The organism is Staphylococcus sp. IVB6214, from assembly GCF_025558585.1.
Lineage (GTDB): Bacteria > Bacillota > Bacilli > Staphylococcales > Staphylococcaceae > Staphylococcus.
The window spans coordinates 511664-533715 of the sequence record NZ_CP094723.1 but is presented as its reverse complement, the minus strand read 5'-3'; the positions used below and the strand labels follow the sequence as shown (position 1 = coordinate 533715).

Below are 22052 nucleotides of genomic sequence, written 5' to 3'. Positions count from 1 at the left end.
TTTATAAATTATCGTTTATCTATTTTATTTGTAAACCAATCCCCTAAGAATTGAATTACAAAAACGATGATTAAAATTAAAATCGTTGAAACTAAGATGACATCATTTTGGTTACGTGTAAAACCTGTTAAATATGCTAAGTTACCTAATCCACCTGCACCGATAACACCGGCAACCGCTGTTGAACCAACCAATGCAATGGCTGTTACAGTAATACCTGAAATCAATGCTGGTAATGATTCTGGAATGAGTACTTTCAATATAACTGTCCAAGTATTTGATCCCATTGATCGTGCGGCTTCAATAACACCTTTATCAATTTCTTTCAGTGCAATTTCGACAAGTCGACCGTAGAATGGTGACGCACCAATGATTAACGCTGGTAGCGCACCTGTTGGACCACTGATTGTTCCAAGAATTAAGCTTGTAAACGGAATTAAAAGTAAGATTAAAATGATGAACGGAATAGCTCGGAATAAGTTTACAAAGAATGATACGATGCTATAAAAAACACGTCCGGCCTTTGACTTACTCTTGGACGTTAAGAATAAAATAACGCCTAGAACCAAACCTAAAACAAATGAAAATACTGTTGAAATCACAGTCATATATAGTGTTTCATACGTTGCAATCCAAACTTCTGGCCAACGAACATTCGGCATTGTGATCATCTCATTCAAGATTTCACTAAAACTCTTACCCATGTTTAATCACCTCAACTTGAATGTTTTGCAACTCTAAATCATGTTGTAAATGATTAAAGTTTTCCTGTGAAATAGCCGGGATATGTAGGAGTAAAAATCCTGCCGCTCCCGTTTTGGCTTGCTTGATATTACCTTCTAAAATGTTCACAGTTACATTATGTTTTCTTGCAATATATGAAACGACTGGTTGTGTCGTATTTTCACCTGAGAATGTTAACTTGATGACCTTATCATCTTTCTCAAGTTGTAATGCATTAGCTATACTTTCGAAGTCATGTTCTGGCTGTAAATCTTCTTGTACAAAACGTCGTGTCACTTGATGTTGTGGATTTTCAAATACTTCTGATACCTTACCTTCTTCAATGACACGTCCATTTTCCATGACAGCTACTTCATCACAAACACGTCGAATCACGTGCATTTCATGTGTGATGATAATAATTGTAAGATTCTGCTCTTTCTTTAACTGCAAGAGTAAATCTAAAATTTCATCAGTTGTTTGCGGATCGAGTGCGCTTGTCGCCTCATCACATAACAGTACTTCTGGATCGTTGGCAAGTGCTCTTGCAATCCCAACACGTTGCTTTTGCCCACCTGACAACTCTGATGGATATGCATGTTCTCTGCCAGCCAAACCAACACGTGCAACCAGTGACTTGGCTTTTTCAGTTGCTTCAGCTTTCGGGACACCTGCAATTTCAAGTGGAAATTTAATATTTTCCAAAACAGTTCTCGACCAAAGTAAGTTGAAGTGTTGGAAAATCATACTCACTTTTTGTCTTTTCTGACGCAATGCTTGTTTACTCAGTTGACCGATATTGTCACCACCAATAATGACATCGCCCGAAGTCGGTGTTTCCAAGTAGTTGAATAGTCTTACTAACGTACTTTTACCTGCTCCAGAGAATCCAATGATTCCGTATATTGTCCCCTTGTCAATGTTAAGATTGACGTGGTCGACTGCTGTGACAGATTTGGATTTGCTCTCGTATTTTTTTACAATATTTTTCAGCTCAATCATATTGCTCCTCCTTGTGCTAAGCATCTCTTACGCCAAATAAAAATTGCCTTCTCTTTTTTTAATGAAAGAGAAGGCAATGTGTTAAAGATACCTTTCTCTCATCTTCAAAAGTTGTTTACAACTTTATGTGACTTGGCACCATTTCTATAACTAGACGGTTGCCGGGCTTCAAAGGGCACATCCCTCCACCACTCTGGATAAGAGTTTTCTGAATATTGAATTGTTTAAATCATACCATCGCAATCAAGATTCGTCAATAAGTTTTTTTAACTTTTCTAACAAAAAAGATACTGATCGAAAAGCGTACAATCTCTCAATCTCTTGATCTTTACGCATAATCAACAGAATTGGAACCGACATAATCTTATTTTCTTGATTAAATTCTGGATAATAATTTAAGTTTATTTTTGTTATAGGTAACTGCAAGATATCATTCACAATATCCAACATATGTTCAGATACTTTACATGTTCCACACATTGTTGTGTAACCAAAAATGAGATGTAGCTCTTCATCGAAATGTTTTGTCAGCATCTCATCTTGTGCATCATTCTGTGTCATTTCGTACAACCCTTCACCTTATTATTCTAGGATGAGCGTAGCACCTTACACAAAGATATGCTACTATATCGGCTTGTTACACAAAAAATCTCGAAATGAAACTGCAAATTACAGCTTCATCTCGAGATTATGATACATTATTCACCAATCATTTCTTCGTAAGCAGCTGCATCTAATAATGCTTCTAACTCACTTTCGTCTGATAATTCTACTTTTACCATCCATGCATTTTCGTATGGTGATTCGTTGACAGCTTCTGGTTCATCTTCTAAGTTTTCATTCACTTCAACAACTTTTCCTGAAACAGGAGAATATAGTTCAGAAACTGTTTTTACAGATTCTACGCTACCGAATGTATCGCCTTCTGATACTTCATCGTCAACTTCAGGAAGCTCAACGAATACGATATCGCCTAATTCATTTTGTGCGAAGTCTGTAATACCGATGATTGCTGTATTACCTTCTACTTTTACCCATTCATGCTCTTTTGAATACTTTAAATTACTTGGCACTGCCACTTGAATCCCCTCCAATTGTTAATGTTATATTTATTCTGACACATTGCAGACTTTCTATCAACTATTTTCTTAAAGCCATGTATCGCGATACGTTTCTTCTTTAAATCCAACAGTAATTTTATCTCCAGAAACTGCTAATGGACGTTTAACAAGCATGCCATCTGTTGCTAACAATGCCAGTTTCTCGTCATCAGACATATCTGCAAGTTTATCTTTTAAGTTTAATTCACGATATTTTGCACCATGCGTGTTGAATAGTTTTTTTACTTCTATACCTGTTGATGCCACAATTTTTTCAAATTCTTCTTTTGTTGGATTATGCTGAATAATATCAATCGGTTCAAAGCTCACACCTTGTTCCGTTAAAAATTTTGCTGCTTTTTTGCATGTTGTGCAATTTTTATATTGATAAAACTTGATCATATACATACCTCCAGTAATCATATAACTTAAATATAACAAACATTTAAAAATATTGCTCTTTTTTATAAAATTTTGTTCAGTTACATTGTACAAAATACATTTGTATCAGTCATCGTACACATTGCAATTTGAATGACTTCCACTTACAAATTCGATATAATAACGTTACGAAACAATAAGAGGAGGTATTTTCATGCAAGCAATTAAAGATACGACACAATTCAACGAGGTCATCCAAAGTGCGGAACCAGTCATCGTTAAATTTGAAGCAGGCTGGTGCCCTGATTGTAAAGTAATGGATATGTGGATTGATCCGATTGTTGAAAAATATAATGACTACACATGGTACGTTGTAGATCGTGATGAAGTAGAAGAAGCTGCTACCGAGCACGAAGTAATGGGTATTCCAAGTATTTTAATCTTCCAAAACGGTGAAAAACTTCACCACTTACATTCTGCAAACGCAAAATCACCTGAACAAGTTGAGTCATTCTTAGCTGAAAGTTTTGGTAAATAGATGTATTAAAATAACGCGTATGAAACGGGCGAATCCAATTTCATACGCGTTATTTTTAAATAAAGTCTGTGATAAGACCTCTGTTTTTTCTTTCACACTTCTTCATCTTATCTTCTTCCTTGAGATCGGTTAAATAAATGAACCCTACTAAACGCTCATCAGGTAGGACGCCAAATGCTTGGCGCACTTTCGGGTTGAAAATATATTGTGGCGTTTTCCAACATGTTCCGATGCCTTGTTCATAAAGCAATAATAATAAATTCTGTGCAAATGCCCCAACGGCAAGATAATTCTCATTTTCTTCACGTTGCCGTGCATCACACTTCATAATCATTGCGACAAAACCACCAAGGTTCGTCACCGCATCATAATGACTCTGCTGCTTCTCAGGCTCCCTTGGAAAAGCATAACGAGAAATTTCTCGGCTCATCTCGCCAAGTTTATGCTTCGGTACATAAACTGTACGCCACGGTTCACGCATACCATGATTCGGTGCATCTGCAGCATCGGTAATTGCTTGGTGTACTGCAGCTTCATCGATATGCATATCGTGTTTGAACTTCTTGATACTTCTACGATTTTTTATAGCGTCTTGAAGTTCCATCTCTATCTACCCCTTATAGATTTATTGATAATTATTATCAATTATACGCAATTTTCCGGAACTAATCAATCGTATAGCTTAACCGCTTCAAAGAGTTGTTTTACTGAGATTTGACCGGGTGCGACTGCTTCTTCCAATGCACCAAACGATAAACAACCGCCAAAGGTAGATTGTGCTGTACGCGTAATGAGTCCTAAATGAGACATAGCAATACCTGTTACCCATTGTGTGAGCGCATCGCTCGCTTCTGCGACAGCTTGTAATACACGAAGAACGTCTTCTCGACTTTGTGGCATAACTGCGATTTTCAAATGACTTGCACCCATTTGAGATAAATGAAAATAGGTTTTTTTCATCACATCAACAGATGGCGTCTCATGAAAGTTATGATATGAAGCCACAATCATCGCCCCGTGTGACAAAATTTTACGACAAGCTTCTGTGCGATTCACTTCAGGTGTCCATTCCACATCTATCCAATCAATTTGAGAAATCTCACTCAAATCAATTAACAATTGCTGATATGCTCTCTCATCCAAACTACCCGCTCCACCTTGAGACTTGGTACGATATGTGACAAGTATTTGGAATGATCCACCGATGTTTTTGAGTGCTGTGATCATTTGTCGAACCGCCTCAATATCACAATTCGGCATCGCATCAATGCGCAGTTCCAAAATATGAAAATACATCATATTTTCATCGACCATTTCTAGATCTTGTGCCGTTAAGCACTGTGATTTCGGCATGAGACTAGCAACTATTTGAGATTTCACTTCATTCACCTTTTCTATCTATGGATTGACTATATGATCTGCTGTCTGAGTCTTAATATATGATAATACGTCATCCAGTGGGATATCAACTAAGTTTTGCACTGCTTCATCTGTATAAAATGCGACATGTGGTGAGATTAACACATCATCTCGCTCCAACAAATGGCTAAGTACTGGATCTTCTAAAGGTTGATTCGTCCAGTCATTTTTGAAGTAAGGGCCTTCATTTTCATACGTATCGAGCGCTGCTGCTGCAACCGTTCCATCATCTAACTTACGAATTAGTGCATCTGTCTCCAATACAATTCCACGCGCTGTATTAATTACAAGTAATCCTGGCTTGGCTTGGTTTAGCACCGACTCATTGACAACATACTTATTCTCAGGTGAACCCGGAATATGTAACGTCAATACATCGACATCTTTCACTAACGCTTCCAATGAGTCAACATAAGTAAGTATATTTTCTAGGTCTGGATTCGGTGCCAAATCATATGCAAACACTTGGGCTCCAAAACCCTTGAATATCTTTGCCACACGACTGCCGATACGTCCTGTTCCAAGCACACCCACCTTCAGCGACTCAATCGTGCGACCTTGTACGTCCAAATCCCATGTAAAATCTTGAACAGCAACATTTCGATCAATGCGATCGGTGTGACGCACCAATGCTAATGTTCTCGTCACAGCAAACTCAGCAATCGATTGCGGTGAGTAACTTGGAACGTTAGAGATTTTTATGCCCGCTTCATTCGCTGCCGGCAAATCATACATATCAAATCCAGCAGAACGTTGTGCAATATGATAAATACCGTTGTCCGCAAGTACTTTAAAATGATTCGGATCAAATGTTGTTGTTTGAGAGATTGTAATACCGTCAATATCTTCAAGTTGTTCAAGATGTTCTCCTTCTAGACTATCTTCTGTTAACACAACTTCTACTTCACCTTCATGGTTTTCAATCCATTGTTTCAGCGCCGCTTGTTCATCCACTCTGACATCAAATACTTTAATCTTCTTCATAACATCACCCTTAATTATCAGTTTTTTCAGAATAAAGTTACTATATCGTATATTTTCTGATTTGAAAAGCTAAATTATTTGAATCATAACAAATCGATAGTATAATGTAAGAACATTTGAAGGAGGCATCAATTATGTCAATTATTTATGAAACAACTGCAACTAACACAGGTGGCCGTAAAGGTACCGTTCAAACTGATGATAAAGCATTAGATTTACAAATCACACCACCAGATAATACTGATACAGATTCAACAAATCCTGAGCAATTATTCGCTGCAGGTTATGCATCATGCTTTAACGGTGCATTCGATCTCATTCTTAAACGCAACAAATTCCGCAAAGCAGAACCTGTTGTAGCTATTACAGTTCGTTTAGTGGATGATGCTGAAGCTGAAAGTCCAAAACTTGAAGTGGATATCCACGCAAAAGTTAAGAATATGAGCCAAGAAGACGCTGAAAAATCTCTTCAATAAGCACACGAATTTTGCCCTTACTCAAAAGCGATTAACGGTAATGTTGACGTCGCATTAAGTGTAGAAGTTGTAGAATAATCATATTGAAAATGGGTATGTCGATCACTTTTAAGATCAGCATACCCATTTTTTAAACTATTTATTTTTAACTATATCTGAAGTCATATCTAGAACTGTTATAACAATCGCAAATAGAAAGGCGAACATGAGCCAGTTATCAAAAATACGATTTTCAAAAAAGTGTGTGAATGTAATATGATCAACTATATTAAATATACGTGGATTAGGTGGTACATAGCCAATCAGTTTCACCACTAATATCAAACCAACACCGACTAAGAATTGAGCTGACCCCATATAGTGGGAACTTTATAAAAACACTTTCGTTGAATTCAGTTAAAATGAATTTACGGAGGTGTTTTTTCTATGCGCAGAGTGGCGTATTCAGTTGAAACAAAGTTTAAAGCAGTGAAGATGAAAGCAGAAGGTTATACAACTAAAGAAATTATGTGTGAATTAAATATTAGAAATAGCACACAGGTAAAAACATGGTGGAGATGGTATAGAAAGGGTGAAACATATCGATTTAGTCAACAAGTAGGCAAACAATACTCCTATAATAAAGGATTAGTGGAACTTTCTGAACTGGAACAATTAAAGTTAAAGAATAGAAGAAATCAAGCCGAAATAGATATTTTAAAAAAGTACAAGGAATTGGAAAGGAAGTGGTACCTGAAGTAGTGATAGAATTAGTGGATGAGTTAAAGCACAGGCATCCTGTGAAGCTGATTTTGGAAGTGTTGAATGTCCCTAAATCAAATTACTACCGTTGGAAAAATAAGAAGAAAACGGAAGATACAACAGTTAAAAAGGTTAAGGAATTATGTGAAGATAATCATTACACGTACGGCTATCGCAAGATAACTGCTCTGATGAATCAGGCCTCTAAACAACCGATAAACCATAAACGTGTACAAAGAATTATGAGAGAAAATAATTTGAATTGTAGAGTTAGAATTAAGAAATCTAAACGTCGAGGGAAGGCATATTATCTTACAAGCAATAAACTGAATGGTAACTTTAGAGCAAATCAACCTCTACAAGTACTGACTACTGATATTACGTATCTTCCCTTTGGTAATTCAATGTTGTATTTATCTTCAATCATCGATTTATATAACGGTGAAATTGTGGCTTATAAGATTAGCGATACACAAGATCAAAGTTTGGTAAATGACACCTTAAACCAAATTGATATTCCAGAAGAATGTCTACTTCATAGCGATCAAGGAAGCGTCTATACATCGCATGCTTACTACCAATTATGCGAAGAAAAGGGCATTATCAGAAGTATGTCTCGCAAAGGTACACCTGCTGATAACGCCCCGATAGAATGTTTCCATTCCTCGCTAAAGTGTGAAACATTTTATCTTAACAATGAGTTAAATAACTCTAATTTCATTGTAAAGGATATTGTCGAAAAGTACATTGAAAACTATAATAATAATCGAATTCAACAAAAATTAGGCTACTTATCCCCTGTGCAATACAGAAAATTAGCAGCCTAATTCAAGTGTTTTTATGTGAGTCCCATATTAAGGGTGCAGTGCCGAATGTCCCGAGAAAAGTTTTTATCTATTCCTTCATAGAAATCCCCCTTTGTCGATGATGATCATATCATACAAAATTCAACTTTTTATTAATATTAAATTTAAAATGGTGGATTTTTTAGAAATTCGGAAGGTGTTAGATCAAAGGTCTTTTTAAAATTTTTCAAATAAGATTCATATGTTTTAAACCCATAATCTTGCCAAATATTCTGGTCAGTTTTTAAGCTGATAATATCAATCGCAATACTGTACATTTTGATTTTACGAATATAATTAAGTAGAGATATATTTAATGTCTCTGAAAAAATTCTAGATAAATAACTTGCATTCACATAAAAGTGATCTGCAATTTTGTTCACTGATAATTCACTTTTATAATGCGTATTCACATAATGTAACACATTGATAACCAATTCATTGTTCACATTGGCAACATTATCGATATATCCTGCTAAGTCAATATAATTAATTAAACGTATGATATGTAAATCAGAATTAAATAACGTTGGTTCAGATTGTGCATCCATGATATGTAGTATTTCATCTTTAATCGCTGCATCAACGTCTTGGATATGATGCGCTTTTTGATAAATTTTTTCCGAATTTAATAACGAATATCGATTGAAGCTTCTTTTATCAATCATTAACTCTAAAACTTCTCCACCACTATTTAAAATAATAGGAGCTGAAAATGGTTTTACAAAAAAGAATGCATCTTTTGCGTATATTTTTATTTCTTTCCCTTGTTTAATACGCACTTCCCCAGACAGAACATAATAAATAATGATCCGTTCAAAACTTGATTGAATATTTACATGTCCATTCAAAACCCTTAGTTTATAATCCATAATAACCCTCTTTATTAAATAACTTCTTTTATACTTTCAACATCACAAGATATCACTCTATTTTAATATATCATTGATGGCTTTTCATAGAAATTTATAACACATAAAATTTAAGACACATTAACTTCTTACAGTTTGTCATTATAGCTTTTCAATAAAATTTTGGTGCGAAATTGGGGCAATATTGTGCACTTTAAAAAAAATAAAAAGCCCACAACCACGCGGGTTGCGAGCTATATAGTGGAGACGGCGGGATTTGAACCCGCGTCCAAAGGTCCTGATACAAATGTTTCTACGTGTGTAGTCTATCGATAAGTTTCACATCATGCAAGGTGACAGACAACCAACATGATGCTAGCTTGATTAATCTCTCCACGTCAGACTTCAAACGGCAGTGACGTGTGTAGCCTACTTCAGTTGAATCACGTTAACCGCACATAGGCGATGCGGTTAGGTGATGCAGAGTGCGCTTAGGCAGCTACTGCGAAATTGTTGTTAGTTTTGCCAGTTATTATAAACTGAGTGTGTTGATGACGAAGACAACCCTCCGACACGCTTCATAAGCTCGGGGGACCCCTGTCGAATCCATAAACGTCCCCATAATCGTATAATGTGCCTTGTTTTTACATCAAAGCACATTATATCTTATCAAATATTAGCATGCAGTGCAATGTTTAGTACTTTTGCTTCATGGCACGTGCCATATCGCGTTTGACTGCTTTTTCTTTTAAAGACTGACGCTTGTCGTACTTTTTCTTACCACGTGCGACACCTAACAAGACTTTACAATGACCTTGTTTAAGGTAAAGTTTGAGTGGCACGATTGAGTAACCAATCTCGCGTGTACGATCGCCAAGTTTTACAATTTCACGCTTATGCAGTAGCAGTTTGCGTGAACGTAAAGGATCATGATTGAAACGATTCCCTTCTTCGTATGGTGCGATGTGCATATTTTGTAAGAATATCTCACCATTTTTCACTTGTGCATAACTGTCTTTCAAATTGGCACTTCCACGTCGAATAGATTTAATCTCAGTGCCTTGTAATACAATGCCTGCTTCAATCGTATCTTCAATCTGATAATCATGTCTTGCTTTACGATTTTCTGCTAAGGTACCTTTGCCTGACTTTTTCGCCATACGGTCTCACCTCAACTTATTTTTTCTTTCTTCGGGCTTTCTTTTTGATGCTTTTATCTTTATAAAACGGCTTGTGTTTCGTTTTTTGACGTTCGTTCTTACCTTTACGTTGTTTACGCTTCTTCTTACCGTCGTTTTTGCCTTTGAATTGATTGCCCTTCGTTTTGATCTGAATTGTTTTACCTTGTTGTTTCTTATCACGACTGCCTTTTAAGTCAATCGGCATGCCAACAACTTGGAAGTCAATTTGGCGTTCATCTACATCAACATGTACAACTTTTACTTTGACAGTATCTCCTATGCGATAGACCTTCGCCTTATGCTCACCAATCAATGCCATATGATGCTCATCGAAGTTGTAATAGTCATCGGTCATATTTTGAATGCTCACAAGCCCTTCAATTGTATTCGGTAACTCGATAAACATACCAAAATTCGCAACAGAACTAATGACACCTTCAAATTCATCACCAATGTGTTGAATCATGTACTCTGCCTTCTTCAACTCATCCGTATCTCGCTCCGCTTCAATCGCACGACGCTCACGGTTAGACGTATGCGTTGCAATCTCTGGCAACGTATCTTCCCATCGACGCATCGCTTTGCCATCCATTGATTGTTCAATCAAATATTTTCGAATTAAACGATGTACAATCAAGTCAGGATAACGTCTGATTGGTGACGTGAAATGCGTGTAGTAGTCCGCAGCTAGTCCAAAGTGTCCAAGATTATCCGCTTCATAACGTGCTTGTTGCATAGAACGTAACATCATTGTTGAGATGACACGATCTTCTGGTCGTCCCGTTGCTTCTTCAGAAATTCTCTGTAACGTACTTGGATGAATTGCTTCACCTGTTCCTTTTATCATCATACCGAAGTTCGTGATAAAATCGAAAAATTGACGAAGACGTTCTGACTTCGGTTGCTCATGAATACGATATAAAAATGGTACATCTTTTCGATTAAAATGTTCAGCAATTGTCTCATTCGCTGCAAGCATGAACGACTCAATTAAACGTTCACCTTCACCACGTGTACGAATGACAACATCTTCTGGAATTCCATCGCTGTTTACTTGTACTTGAGCTTCTGGAATATCAAAGTCAATCTCACCACGACGTTTACGCATAGAAATCAGGCGATTCGATAACGTCTGTGCCATATCTAACATCGGTGTTACTTCTGCGTATTGTTGACGTACGGCTGGGTTATGTTCGGTAATAATTTCATTAACTGCATCATACGTCATACGTGCATCGGAATGGATGACACTATCAAAGATCTCATGCTTAACAACTTCACCATGTTCATTAATCTCCATGCGACAACTCATTGTGAGTCGATCCACATTCGGATTCAATGAACAGATACCATTGCTGAGACGATGGGGAATCATTGGGATTACTCGGTCAACAAGGTACACACTCGTCGCACGGTCATATGCTTCACGGTCGAGCACACTACCTTCCGTCACATAATAACTTACGTCGGCAATACTCACTGTCAGTTCAATATGGCCATTGTCTAATTGCTTCAAGGCAATCGCATCATCAAGATCTTTCGCATCTGCACCATCAATCGTAATCGTCAAGTCATCTCTTAAATCACGACGTCCTTTGATTTCTTCTGGCTTGATTGACTTAGGTACAGCTTCCGCTTCTTTTAACACATCTTCTGGAAATTCAATTTCGATTCCGTGTTGGTAGATGATTGATAAAATATCGACACCCGGGTCATTTTTATGCCCTAAAATGGCAGATACTTGTCCTTCTGGGTTGTTCGTACCATCTGAATATTGTGTAATCTGCACTAATACTTTGTGGCCTTCGACAGCGCCTAAGTCTTGTCCTTTCGGGATGAAGATGTCTTGCATGATTCGTTTATCATCTGGAATCACAAAGCCGAAATGACGTGCTTCAGAGAATGTCCCAACGACTTGTTGAACGGCATGACGTTCAATTGACTTGACCTCACCTTCAAACTTGCCTTTTCGATAATCACCACGAGCCTTTTGTACTTCAACAACGACAGTGTCACCATCCATTGCATAGTTCACTTTGCTTGGTGGGATAAAAATATCCTCCATTGTTTCATCTTCAGGACGTAAAAATGCAAATCCTTTTTTATTTTGACTGAGCGTCCCTCGTACGAGCCCCGGCTTAGGCCCCTTTTTTTGATATCGATCTTGCTTCGTACGTGTCACAATCCCAGTCTGTTCCAATTCGTTTAAGACTTTGATCAAGTCACGAAATGATTCTGCACTACTTAAACCGAGTGCATCTTGAAAGTCAGAAACCGACATCGCACGATAATCCTCTTCTTGAATTAGCTTTAATATTTCTTGTTTTAAATTCATTATTTGCCTCCTTTCCTATTAAACTTTTATCTGTCACTGATCTTAATCGTTCCAATCCAGCGATTCTAAAAATTGATAGACTTCTTCAAAAACTTGTTCTTTTTCTTTATCTATTGTAATGACGTGTCCTGAATTGTGATACCATGACAAGGATTTATTGTCAGAAATCGCAGTATCGTGAATCACATTGGCAGAGTCCGGATTAATCATCTCATCATGTTCAGATTGAATGACTAATAATGGATCCATCACTTCATCAAGGCTATCACGAACACCTTGAATTGTATCTTGTAGTTCTTTCAACGTCTCAGTTGGATGAAATACATCCATTTCACTATCAATCGTTGCTTCATCTTTTCCTTCATATTTCTTAAAGTTACGGGCATAGTCCAAAAATCCTTCGAACATAGCACCCTCTGTCTTAATGTAAGCAGGTGTACACATCGTAACAATTCCCTTTACATCACGGTTTAAACTTAACTTTAATGCAAAAACACCACCCAATGAAAGTCCTGCTACGGCAATCTCATCATATCCTTGATCAATCAAATAGTCGTATCCATCGAGTGCATCTTTGTACCAAACATGTGGACTCGATTTCAAAATTTCTTCTGGTGGTGCGGCATGCCCTTCATAGTGTGGGGCATGAGAAGTGTAGCCTTTTTTCTGAAGATAACGACCCAATTGTCTCACATCAGAACTGTTACCAGTAAAACCATGTAATAATAATACTGCACGTTTCCCACCTTCAAACAAAAATGGCTTTGGAAGTTGAATTTTCATATTAAAATCGTGTCCTTTCTTCGTCTGTCATATAACTTTATTTTAGCGATTCGTATATTCCGGCTCAAATAAAAAAGTCCGACTACACAACTGTCGGACTCTACATATCAAAGTAACTGATACTTAACATTAATACAAAGAAAATAATTGATAGTACAATTGTCAATCTATGCAAAAATAAATCTATACCACGTTGTTTTTGTTTACCGAATAATTGCTCAGCTCCACCACTAATGGCACCTGATAAGCCATTACTCTTACCTTCTTGCAATAAAACAACAGTGATGAGTGCGATACAGTCAATAATCAGTAATACAACAATAAAAGTATGCATCAGATTGTCCTCCATTCATCATATACGAAAGCTATTTTATCACATTATTCCATTGACGACAATGCTGACTATCGATTGAACGTCGTTTTACGCTTAATACTTGTCGTAATCATAAACGCTGCAACAGCGATTGAACCTAATACAACAATACCGTATGGGACTAATGCAAAAAATCCTTTCACATGGAAAATCGCACTGTAAAGAATCGGTGGGTTTAACAATGCGTTAAAAACTTGTGATATGAATACAGCAACCATAAACCACCATAAATATGGGTGTTGAAATTTTATTGCGACAACGCCTGCTGAATACGCAAGAATATACAAAATACCTGTGTAACGTAAACTATTGCTTATCGATTTGATTGCGTTCTCGCTCACTTTGTTTCCAGATTGTTCGAGCATATGACTGATCACATGACCGTCGACAATCATGACTTGATGTACCACAAGACAAACTGCAAATAAGAATGAGACGTAAGCTAATAACCTACCTGTGTGATTAGCACGTATCTCTGCATCCGTATGTTGAGACATAGTGTTTTCCTCCAAAATGATTTAATCTCACTATACCAAATATACAGCACAATGAAAACATAGAGCATCACCATTACAAGAAGGAGACTAGAATTGAAAAACATCTCTAACAGCCGTTTTATGGAAGTCATTGACTCAAAACCTTTATTGTTCCTTAATATAATGTAAAATGGTATGCGCAAAGATGATGACAGCAATGAAGGCACCAACATAACCAACAAATGGATAAATTGTCGCAACGAGTGAACCGAATGGCAATGTACCACCAAGCATGAAGATGATACCTAACACAACCGTCACGAATATGTCCAAACGTGGATTGACAAAGCGCATCGCTTCATTTTTAACGAGCCAATACATCGGTGCGGTTGTCGAATAGATACCTAAAATGATACACACCGCAAAGAATAACGCGATCACTGGGTGAATAGTATTACCAATATAAAGTAATGGCACTTCTAACTTGATGACTTCATTGTAATGAACAAGCATTGCAACAATCATCATTACAACTGTGATCATCAGACCTGACGCCCCACAGATAGCTGTTGCAACGGCTTCTTTTTTGTTATCCACTTCACTACCAAGCTGTGTAAAAAATACCGTACCCGCTAACATGTTATAGCAAAAGAATAGAATGGCTGACTGCCAAAAATGGCCAACTGGTTGTAATTTTTGAGCTGCTTCTGGTAGTGTTTCAAAAGATGGAATGTCCCCAAGATGTGTTAAAAATACATAACCACAAATGCCAATGGTTAAAACAACGATGACCGGTCCAATCAGTCCAATGATATCTATCAGTTTATTCAATCCTAATATAACCGTAATCATCGCTAACAATCCCATACCGAGATATCCAACGGCAGAAGGCAACTTAAAATGTTCTGATACAACAGCCCCCGTCCCTGCTATCATGATCACAACAATGCTAAATAAAAAGAGCAATGCGAAATACTCAATGATTCGACCTAGAATCTTACCGCAATAAACTTTGAAAATATCTCCTGGTTGTTTAAGCTTTAATTCGTATCCTTTCAACATAATCATTGAACCTAATATGCAGAATAAAACCATTGATATCAATGCGCCCATAATACCAACAGGTCCGTATGAAGCGAAGAATTGCATGACTTCTTGCCCTGTCGCGAACCCTGAACCGATTAAGTATGCAATATATGCACCACTTAGCTTTAAAACTTTTTGCCAATTAATTGTATTTGTCATTGTTCTTACCACCCTTGTCCTTCTACTTGATAGTCATCAAGTGTCCCTTTTTCTAATGCTTCAATTGCTTACTCTATAACGTTCAATGCCTGATTCAACGCTTCATCTGTAATCACAAGTGGAGGCTGAAATCTCAGAACACTACCTGCAATTGCAATGATAACGACCCCTTGTTCAAAACATGCATTACATATCTTCAACGCAGCTTCCGCATCTTTCGTTTTATCAATCTTATTCGATACAATATCAATACCAATCGATAACCCTTCTCCTCTCACATCACCGACACATTGATATTTCGTTACCCATTGTTGCATACGCTGTTTTACTCGTTGTCCTTTTCTTGCTGTTTCATTGATGAGATTCTCTTCTTCTAAAATATCAAGTGTCGCAATCGCCGCTTCACAACATACTGGATTGGCACCTGTTGTAAATAGATGTGCAGGTGCATCAAGTGCATCCATCACTTCGCTACGACCAACAATTGCTGACATCGGCATGCCGCCCGCAATTGACTTCCCATATGCAATCAAATCTGCTTCAATATCAAAATGTTCAATGGAACTGAACTTACCTGTTCTACCAAATCCTTGTTGAATATCATCAACTGCCAACAAAATACCATGTGATCGACATAAGTCAGCCAGTGCCTCGAAATAACCTTGTACGGGTTCTAATAGACCACCATCCCCTTGGAAAGTCTCAATCAAAATACACGCCACTTCCTCTGGTGGCACAAATGTTCTAAACATTTCTTTCAACGGTGCTAAATATTCTTCTACGGTATTCGATGTCACTGACCCGTACATACCACGATAAGCATCTGGATACGGAACATAGAAAAATCCTGGAAGTAACGGCCCTATTTTACGTCTCATATTTAACGAAATCGCTGATGCAGTGATTGAACCATATGTTGAACCATGGTATGCATTTGTAAAACTAATCACATCAGGTCTCCCCGTATACCCTCTCGCAAACTTGATCATGCCATCCACCGCATCTGACCCGGTTAAACCAAACAACACCTTTTTATCGAAATCCCCCGGTGATAATCGACAAAGTCGTTCTGCCAACTTAGAAAGCGGCTCGTGATGCATGTATGCAGGTGTATAGTGCACCATCTTCTCAGCTTGTCTCTGTATCGCTTCAACGACCTTTTTAGGCGTGTGTCCCACATTTTGTGAACTCGCACTTGATAACAAGTCAATATATTCTTTGCCATTGACATCAATCAATGTCGCCCCATGTGCAGAATCAATAACTAGCGGATAGTAAGGTATTCGCCCTGCTTTTGCAAAATACTTTTTATCACATGCCATAACCTTCGTCACTTTGTCTTCTATTGTCATTTCAACATCCCCTTTCGAATTATAAAATGCTTAATAATAATGAATATTACCAATTTAGAGGCATAATGTAAATGTTTTATCTGATTTTTCTGACTATTTTTATTCTAATTATATTTTATTAACAAAAAATATTTTGCGGAGAAGCAAAAAAGACTACCCGTTATGTAACGGATAGCCTTTGATCAGTTTCAAATCTTATTTATCTAAGTTATAGAAAGATTTGATACCTTCGTATTTTCCTGTTTCGTATAATTCATCTTCAATACGTAATAATTGGTTGTATTTCGCAATACGGTCTGTACGAGATAATGAACCAGTTTTGATTTGACCCGCATTTGTCGCAACAGCGATGTCAGCAATTGTTGTATCTTCTGTTTCACCTGAACGGTGTGATACAACTGCAGTGTAACCAGCTTTTTGAGCCATTTCGATTGCTTCAAAAGTTTCAGTTAAAGTACCGATTTGGTTCACTTTGATTAAGATTGAGTTACCGATTTTGTTTTCGATACCTCTTTGTAAGATTTCAGTGTTTGTTACGAATAAGTCGTCACCTACTAATTGAACGCGGTCACCGATGCGCTCAGTTAATAATTTCCAACCATCCCAGTCATTTTCATCCATACCGTCTTCGATAGAGATAATAGGGTACTTGTTAACTAATTCTTCTAAGTAGTCAACTTGTTCTTCAGCTGTACGTTTCGCACCTTTTTCACCTTCGAATTTCGTGTAGTCATATACACCGTCTTCGTAGAATTCTGATGATGCACAGTCAAAGCCTAAGAATACATCTTTACCTGGTTCGTATCCAGCTGCTTTGATTGCTTCTAGAATTGTTTCAACACCGTCTTCTGTACCTTCAAATTTAGGTGCGAATCCACCTTCGTCACCTACCGCAGTTACAAGTCCACGTGATTTTAAGATTTTAGCTAATGCGTGGAATACTTCTGCACCGACACGTAAAGCTTCTTTGAATGTTGGCGCACCAACTGGTAAGATCATGAATTCTTGGAATGCGATTGGCGCATCTGAGTGAGAACCACCGTTTACGATGTTCATCATAGGTGTTGGTAATACAGTTGCGTTGAATCCACCTAAATATTTGTATAAAGGTTGACCTAAGAAGTCAGCAGCTGCACGTGCAACAGCAATTGAGACACCAAGAATAGCGTTGGCACCTAACTTACCTTTGTTTGCTGTACCGTCTAATTGGATCATCATTTTGTCAATTGAATTTTGATCTAATACTTCAAATCCACCTTCGATTAATTCAGGTGCAATAATTTCGTTGACATTTTCAACGGCTTTTTCTACACCTTTACCAAGATAGCGTGATTTGTCACCATCGCGTAACTCAACTGCTTCGTGTTCACCTGTTGATGCACCTGATGGTACTAGCGCGCGACCGAACGCACCGCTTTCTGTTAATACTTCTACCTCTACTGTTGGATTACCACGTGAGTCTAGGACTTCGCGAGCGTATACATCTGTAATAATTGGCATAATGATTAAATCTCCTTTTTGTTAAGATACATGCCTGCCATAAGCTTAAACAGGACATCTATCTTTCATATTATCTTCTTATTTTTATTATAACGATTGTGCATCGTTTCTCAAAATTATTTAGTGCTGAATCAAAGTTTCTCCTGTCATATCTGCAGGTTGTGTCACACCTAGTAAATCAATTAACGTTGGTGCTAAGTCACCAAGACGACCTGTTGGACGTAATGACACGCCTTCTTTTGTCACAATAACAGGTACTGGGTTTGTTGTATGTGTTGTCATTGGTTGATCATCGTCTGTTAACACTTCATCAGAGTTACCGTGGTCAGCTGTAATAATTGCTGTACCATTCATGTCGATAATTTTATCAACAACTGCACCTAAACATTCATCTACCGCTTCAATCGCTTTGATTGTTGGTTCTAGCATACCACTGTGACCGACCATGTCAGGGTTCGCAAAGTTTAAGATGATTAAGTCTAAATCACCCTTATCCAACTCTTCTAACAAAGCATCACGCACTTCATACGCACTCATTTCAGGTTTCAAGTCGTATGTTGCTACCTTTGGTGATGCGATAAGACGACGACGCTCACCTTTGAACTCTTCGTTTTGACCGCCACTCATAAAGTAAGTTACGTGTGGATATTTTTCAGTTTCGGCAATACGCAATTGTGTCAAACCATGATCTTGTGCAACTTCACCAATTGTATTTTTCAAATCAACTTTTTCAAATACAATATGTGCATCTACATTATCGTTGTATTTTGTGAAAGTCGCATAGTATAAATCATTCACTTGTTCTACTGGGAAACCGTCGAATGCTTTATTTGTAAACACTTCTGAAAGTTGTGCTGCTCTATCAGGTCTGAAGTTGTAGAAAATAACAGCATCTCCATCATTCACACCTTCATTTTGACCTGTTACAACAAATGGCTCAACGAACTCATCTGTTAAACCTTCAGCGTAGTTTGCTTCAACACCTTCACGTGCAGTTGCATATTGTGTGTCACCGAAACCTCTGATAGCATTGTATGCTTTCAATTCGCGTTCCCAACGTTTATCACGGTCCATTGAATAGTAACGACCAGATACTGAAGCAAATTGACCCACACCAAGTGCTTTGAATTGTGCTTCTGTTTCATCAATATACGTTAATGCTGATTTTTGATCGACGTCACGACCATCTAAGAATGCATGTACGTAAACTTTATCAAGACCTTTGCGTTTCGCTAATTCTAAAATAGCAAATAGGTGTTTATAGTGACTGTGCACACCACCATCTGATAGAAGTCCAAAGATGTGCAATGCCGCTTCATGGTTTTTTGCATGATCAATGGCATCATTTAAAACACCATTATCATAGAAGTCACCATCTGCAATAGACTTATTAATACGTGTCAAACTTTGGTACACAATACGGCCAGCACCAATATTCATATGACCAACCTCAGAGTTACCCATTTGACCTTCAGGAAGACCAACGTCTAATCCACTTGCTTCAATTTGTGTCGTTGGATATTTTGCAGCATATCGATCAAAGTTCGGTTTATGCGCTAACTTAACAGCGTTACCGTGCTCTTCTTCTCTATTTGCAAAACCATCTAAAATAATAAGGGCTGTCGGTTGTTTCGTCATATTACTTTGCACCTTCTAACAATTGAACATAGTCTTCAACTTTTAATGAAGCGCCGCCGACTAATGCACCATCGATATCTGTTTCTGCCATGTATTCTTTGATGTTGTTAGGTTTAACACTTCCACCATATTGAATACGTACGGCTTGTGCTACTTCATCATTCGTTAACTTCTCAACTGTTGAACGTACTGCTGCACACATTTCGTTTGCATCTTTAGCAGTTGAAGATTTACCAGTGCCAATCGCCCAAATTGGTTCATAAGCAATGACAAGTTCTTTTACTTGTTCTTCTGATAAACCAGCTAAAGCTTTTTCTACTTGTCCTTCAACAACTGCATTCGCTTTGCCTTGTTCACGTTCTTCATCTGTTTCACCAACACAGATGATTGGTGTCATACCGTGTTTGAATAACGCATGTGCTTTTTTGTTAATTTCTTCATCCGTTTCATGGAATAAGTCACGGCGTTCAGAGTGGCCAATCACAACGTAACTTACGCCTAAATCAGCTAGTGCAACAGGTGATGTTTCGCCTGTGAACGCACCGCTTTCTTCAAAGTAAGTATTTTGTGCACCGATTTTCAAACCAGGTGCAACGCCTTCTTTTGTCAAAGTCACTAATGCGTCTAATTGAATTGTTGGTGCACAGATCACTGCTTCTACTTCATTTGTATCTGGAAGTGCTGGAAGCGCATTGACAAAGTCTTTTGCTTCTTGCACTGTTTTGTTCATTTTCCAGTTACCTGCAATAATTGGTTTTCTCACTTAAAACACTCCTAGTTTGTTAATAATATTTTCGTGTTTCCTTATTTATTCGCAATTGCTTTGATACCAGGTAATTCTTTACCTTCTAAATATTCAAGTGATGCGCCACCGCCAGTTGAAATATGTGTGAAGTCTTCTTCAAAGCCTAATTGCATTGCTGCAGCAGCTGAGTCGCCACCACCGATAATTGTTGTTGCATCTTTCAACTCAGCAATCGCTTCACATACACCGATTGTACCTTGTGCAAAATTACTGAATTCGAATACTCCCATAGGACCATTCCATACAACTGTTTTTGCACCTTCAAGTTGTTTTTTGAACAACTCAACTGTTTCAGGACCGACATCAAGAGATTCTTGATCTACTGGAATGTCGTCTACTGATACTGTTGTAATTTCAGCATCATTAGAAAATTCTTTCGCTACTTTACCATCAACTGGTAAGACAATTTGATCGCCTGCACGTTCAAGTAAGTCTTTTGCAAAATCAATTCTGTCTGCTTCCAACAATGAAAGACCGATTTCTTTGCCTTGTGCTTTTAAGAATGTGTACGCCATACCGCCACCAATTAATACTTTGTCAGCAATATTAAGTAAGTTTTCAATGACACCAATCTTATCTGATACTTTCGCACCACCCAAAATTGCAACAACAGGTTTATCTGGGTTTTCAACAACGCCACCGATAAATTTGATTTCTTTTTCCATTAAGAAACCAGCAACTGTTTCAAGGTGTGTTGAAATACCTACGTTTGATGCGTGCTCGCGGTGTGCTGTACCGAATGCATCATTGACAAATACATCACCTAATGACGCCCAATATTTACCAAGTTCAGGGTCATTTTTAGACTCTTTCTTACCATCAACATCTTCAAAACGTGTGTTTTCAAACATTAATACGTCGCCTTCGTTCAGCGCTTGAATTGCTGTTTCTAACTTTTCACCACGTGTTTCAGGGATGAAAGTGACTTCTTTGTCTAATTTTTCAGACAAACGTTTTGCAACAGGAGCTAGAGATAACTTTTCTTTGTCGCTTTCTTCTTTCACTTTGCCTAAGTGTGAGAATACAACGACCTTCCCACCTTGCTCAAGAATGTATTGCAATGTTGGTAATGCTTGAACAATACGGTTGTCGTTTGTAATTTCGCCATCTTTCATTGGTACGTTAAAGTCTGCACGTACAAGTACTACTTTACCTTTTAAGGCTACATCAGTTACATCTTTCTTTGCCATGTTTAAAATCCTCCTCAAAACAATCGTTTCTTTCAGTTTAAACCAAAACTTGCTTTTTATTAAGAATTTTACTACTTACTTTCTATTCTTCCTTTTAAAATAGGCGGAGAAGCG

The 22052-nt window shown here is 37.7% G+C and carries 22 protein-coding genes, 1 other RNA gene, 2 pseudogenes and 1 riboswitch; of the genes and pseudogenes, 3 read left to right on the top strand and 22 right to left on the bottom strand.

Annotated elements, in window-relative coordinates:
- Window positions 1-8: 8 nt before the first annotated feature.
- From MUA51_RS02590 to MUA51_RS02570, 5 genes are all read right to left on the bottom strand, one after another.
- Window positions 9-704: a methionine ABC transporter permease gene (locus MUA51_RS02590; RefSeq protein WP_262560324.1), complete on the bottom strand. Its 696-nt coding sequence runs from the start codon at window positions 702-704 to the stop codon at window positions 9-11.
- Window positions 697-1725: a methionine ABC transporter ATP-binding protein gene (locus tag MUA51_RS02585; protein ID WP_262560323.1), complete on the bottom strand. Its 1029-nt coding sequence runs from the start codon at window positions 1723-1725 to the stop codon at window positions 697-699. The genes MUA51_RS02590 and MUA51_RS02585 overlap by 8 nt, the downstream gene beginning before the upstream one ends.
- Window positions 1726-1820: 95 nt before the next feature.
- Window positions 1821-1929: riboswitch (SAM riboswitch) on the bottom strand.
- A 39-nt stretch (window positions 1930-1968) separates the two neighbouring features.
- Window positions 1969-2286, bottom strand: coding sequence for a thioredoxin family protein (locus MUA51_RS02580; RefSeq protein ID WP_262560322.1), 318 nt, complete (start codon window positions 2284-2286; stop codon window positions 1969-1971).
- Between the two features lie 137 nt (window positions 2287-2423).
- Window positions 2424-2804 (bottom strand): glycine cleavage system protein GcvH, encoded by a 381-nt coding sequence (gene gcvH, locus MUA51_RS02575; RefSeq protein ID WP_262560321.1) that lies wholly within the window; start codon window positions 2802-2804, stop codon window positions 2424-2426.
- A 69-nt stretch (window positions 2805-2873) separates the two neighbouring features.
- On the bottom strand, window positions 2874-3227 hold the full coding sequence (locus MUA51_RS02570; protein ID WP_262560320.1) for an arsenate reductase family protein: 354 nt from the start codon (window positions 3225-3227) through the stop codon (window positions 2874-2876).
- Between the two features lie 193 nt (window positions 3228-3420).
- Here MUA51_RS02570 and MUA51_RS02565 point away from each other — a divergent pair, with 193 nt between their 5' ends.
- A complete protein-coding gene (locus MUA51_RS02565) occupies window positions 3421-3744 on the top strand; it encodes a thioredoxin family protein (protein ID WP_262560319.1) in 324 nt (107 codons plus the stop codon).
- Between the two features lie 55 nt (window positions 3745-3799).
- Here MUA51_RS02565 and MUA51_RS02560 read toward each other — a convergent pair whose 3' ends face one another.
- From MUA51_RS02560 to MUA51_RS02550, 3 genes are all read right to left on the bottom strand, one after another.
- On the bottom strand, window positions 3800-4348 hold the full coding sequence (locus tag MUA51_RS02560; RefSeq protein ID WP_262560318.1) for a nitroreductase family protein: 549 nt from the start codon (window positions 4346-4348) through the stop codon (window positions 3800-3802).
- Between the two features lie 65 nt (window positions 4349-4413).
- Window positions 4414-5124: a type I 3-dehydroquinate dehydratase gene (gene aroD / locus MUA51_RS02555; RefSeq protein WP_262560317.1), complete on the bottom strand. Its 711-nt coding sequence runs from the start codon at window positions 5122-5124 to the stop codon at window positions 4414-4416.
- An 18-nt stretch (window positions 5125-5142) separates the two neighbouring features.
- On the bottom strand, window positions 5143-6147 hold the full coding sequence (locus tag MUA51_RS02550; RefSeq protein WP_262560316.1) for a D-2-hydroxyacid dehydrogenase: 1005 nt from the start codon (window positions 6145-6147) through the stop codon (window positions 5143-5145).
- Window positions 6148-6281: 134 nt separating this feature from the next.
- Between MUA51_RS02550 and MUA51_RS02545 the strand changes: the two are divergent.
- Window positions 6282-6701 (top strand): annotated as a pseudogene (locus tag MUA51_RS02545) (Ohr family peroxiredoxin).
- Between the two features lie 57 nt (window positions 6702-6758).
- On the opposite strand, the gene MUA51_RS02540 reads toward MUA51_RS02545, so the two are convergent.
- Entirely contained in the window at window positions 6759-6980 is a 222-nt protein-coding gene (locus tag MUA51_RS02540; RefSeq protein WP_262560315.1) for a hypothetical protein, read from the bottom strand.
- A gap of 69 nt (window positions 6981-7049) precedes the next feature.
- Here MUA51_RS02540 and MUA51_RS02535 point away from each other — a divergent pair.
- Window positions 7050-8191, top strand: a protein-coding gene (locus MUA51_RS02535) for an IS3 family transposase (protein WP_262559995.1) whose coding sequence is annotated in 2 segments (ribosomal slippage) — window positions 7050-7320 and window positions 7320-8191 — 1143 coding nt in all. Because the reading frame shifts where the segments join, the coding sequence is not laid out codon by codon here.
- A gap of 143 nt (window positions 8192-8334) precedes the next feature.
- Here MUA51_RS02535 and MUA51_RS02530 read toward each other — a convergent pair.
- The 13 genes and pseudogenes from MUA51_RS02530 to MUA51_RS02470 all read right to left on the bottom strand — a co-directional run bounded on the left by MUA51_RS02530 (window position 8335) and on the right by MUA51_RS02470 (window position 21938).
- Window positions 8335-9081: an AraC family transcriptional regulator gene (locus tag MUA51_RS02530; RefSeq protein WP_262560314.1), complete on the bottom strand. Its 747-nt coding sequence runs from the start codon at window positions 9079-9081 to the stop codon at window positions 8335-8337.
- A 238-nt stretch (window positions 9082-9319) separates the two neighbouring features.
- Window positions 9320-9680, bottom strand: a transfer-messenger RNA (tmRNA) gene (gene ssrA, locus MUA51_RS02525).
- Window positions 9681-9755: 75 nt separating this feature from the next.
- Window positions 9756-10220, bottom strand: coding sequence for an SsrA-binding protein SmpB (gene smpB / locus MUA51_RS02520; RefSeq protein WP_095115671.1), 465 nt, complete (start codon window positions 10218-10220; stop codon window positions 9756-9758).
- A 16-nt stretch (window positions 10221-10236) separates the two neighbouring features.
- Window positions 10237-12576 carry a ribonuclease R gene (gene rnr, locus MUA51_RS02515; protein ID WP_262560313.1) on the bottom strand — a complete coding sequence of 780 codons (2340 nt, stop codon included), beginning with the start codon at window positions 12574-12576 and terminating at the stop codon, window positions 10237-10239.
- Window positions 12577-12618: 42 nt separating this feature from the next.
- Window positions 12619-13359: an alpha/beta hydrolase gene (locus tag MUA51_RS02510; RefSeq protein WP_262560312.1), complete on the bottom strand. Its 741-nt coding sequence runs from the start codon at window positions 13357-13359 to the stop codon at window positions 12619-12621.
- 100 nt (window positions 13360-13459) lie between these two features.
- The gene (gene secG, locus MUA51_RS02505) at window positions 13460-13693 is read right to left on the bottom strand and encodes a preprotein translocase subunit SecG (RefSeq protein ID WP_095115665.1); all 234 of its coding nucleotides are present in this window, start codon (window positions 13691-13693) and stop codon (window positions 13460-13462) included.
- Window positions 13694-13761: 68 nt separating this feature from the next.
- Window positions 13762-14229 carry a hypothetical protein gene (locus MUA51_RS02500; protein WP_262560311.1) on the bottom strand — a complete coding sequence of 156 codons (468 nt, stop codon included), beginning with the start codon at window positions 14227-14229 and terminating at the stop codon, window positions 13762-13764.
- 144 nt (window positions 14230-14373) lie between these two features.
- Window positions 14374-15453 (bottom strand): YkvI family membrane protein, encoded by a 1080-nt coding sequence (locus tag MUA51_RS02495; protein WP_262560310.1) that lies wholly within the window; start codon window positions 15451-15453, stop codon window positions 14374-14376.
- Window positions 15454-15458: 5 nt separating this feature from the next.
- Window positions 15459-16805: pseudogene (locus MUA51_RS02490) on the bottom strand (aspartate aminotransferase family protein).
- A gap of 195 nt (window positions 16806-17000) precedes the next feature.
- The gene (gene eno, locus MUA51_RS02485) at window positions 17001-18305 is read right to left on the bottom strand and encodes a surface-displayed alpha-enolase (RefSeq protein ID WP_262560309.1); all 1305 of its coding nucleotides are present in this window, start codon (window positions 18303-18305) and stop codon (window positions 17001-17003) included.
- A 120-nt stretch (window positions 18306-18425) separates the two neighbouring features.
- Window positions 18426-19943, bottom strand: coding sequence for a 2,3-bisphosphoglycerate-independent phosphoglycerate mutase (gene gpmI / locus MUA51_RS02480; protein WP_262560308.1), 1518 nt, complete (start codon window positions 19941-19943; stop codon window positions 18426-18428).
- A 1-nt stretch (window position 19944) separates the two neighbouring features.
- On the bottom strand, window positions 19945-20706 hold the full coding sequence (tpiA, locus tag MUA51_RS02475; protein WP_262560307.1) for a triose-phosphate isomerase: 762 nt from the start codon (window positions 20704-20706) through the stop codon (window positions 19945-19947).
- Between the two features lie 41 nt (window positions 20707-20747).
- Window positions 20748-21938, bottom strand: coding sequence for a phosphoglycerate kinase (locus MUA51_RS02470; protein ID WP_262560306.1), 1191 nt, complete (start codon window positions 21936-21938; stop codon window positions 20748-20750).
- Between the last annotated feature and the right edge of the window lie 114 nt (window positions 21939-22052).

Coding starts and splice junctions, on each gene's coding strand:
- MUA51_RS02590 (WP_262560324.1), bottom strand. CDS start 704: ATGGGTAAGAGTTTTAGTGAAATCTTGAATGAGATGATCACAATGCCG.
- MUA51_RS02585 (WP_262560323.1), bottom strand. CDS start 1,725: ATGATTGAGCTGAAAAATATTGTAAAAAAATACGAGAGCAAATCCAAA.
- MUA51_RS02580 (WP_262560322.1), bottom strand. CDS start 2,286: ATGACACAGAATGATGCACAAGATGAGATGCTGACAAAACATTTCGAT.
- MUA51_RS02570 (WP_262560320.1), bottom strand. CDS start 3,227: ATGATCAAGTTTTATCAATATAAAAATTGCACAACATGCAAAAAAGCA.
- MUA51_RS02565 (WP_262560319.1), top strand. CDS start 3,421: ATGCAAGCAATTAAAGATACGACACAATTCAACGAGGTCATCCAAAGT.
- MUA51_RS02560 (WP_262560318.1), bottom strand. CDS start 4,348: ATGGAACTTCAAGACGCTATAAAAAATCGTAGAAGTATCAAGAAGTTC.
- MUA51_RS02550 (WP_262560316.1), bottom strand. CDS start 6,147: ATGAAGAAGATTAAAGTATTTGATGTCAGAGTGGATGAACAAGCGGCG.
- MUA51_RS02540 (WP_262560315.1), bottom strand. CDS start 6,980: ATGGGGTCAGCTCAATTCTTAGTCGGTGTTGGTTTGATATTAGTGGTG.
- MUA51_RS02530 (WP_262560314.1), bottom strand. CDS start 9,081: ATGGATTATAAACTAAGGGTTTTGAATGGACATGTAAATATTCAATCA.
- smpB (WP_095115671.1), bottom strand. CDS start 10,220: ATGGCGAAAAAGTCAGGCAAAGGTACCTTAGCAGAAAATCGTAAAGCA.
- rnr (WP_262560313.1), bottom strand. CDS start 12,576: ATGAATTTAAAACAAGAAATATTAAAGCTAATTCAAGAAGAGGATTAT.
- MUA51_RS02510 (WP_262560312.1), bottom strand. CDS start 13,359: ATGAAAATTCAACTTCCAAAGCCATTTTTGTTTGAAGGTGGGAAACGT.
- secG (WP_095115665.1), bottom strand. CDS start 13,693: ATGCATACTTTTATTGTTGTATTACTGATTATTGACTGTATCGCACTC.
- MUA51_RS02500 (WP_262560311.1), bottom strand. CDS start 14,229: ATGTCTCAACATACGGATGCAGAGATACGTGCTAATCACACAGGTAGG.
- MUA51_RS02495 (WP_262560310.1), bottom strand. CDS start 15,453: ATGACAAATACAATTAATTGGCAAAAAGTTTTAAAGCTAAGTGGTGCA.
- eno (WP_262560309.1), bottom strand. CDS start 18,305: ATGCCAATTATTACAGATGTATACGCTCGCGAAGTCCTAGACTCACGT.
- gpmI (WP_262560308.1), bottom strand. CDS start 19,943: ATGACGAAACAACCGACAGCCCTTATTATTTTAGATGGTTTTGCAAAT.
- MUA51_RS02470 (WP_262560306.1), bottom strand. CDS start 21,938: ATGGCAAAGAAAGATGTAACTGATGTAGCCTTAAAAGGTAAAGTAGTA.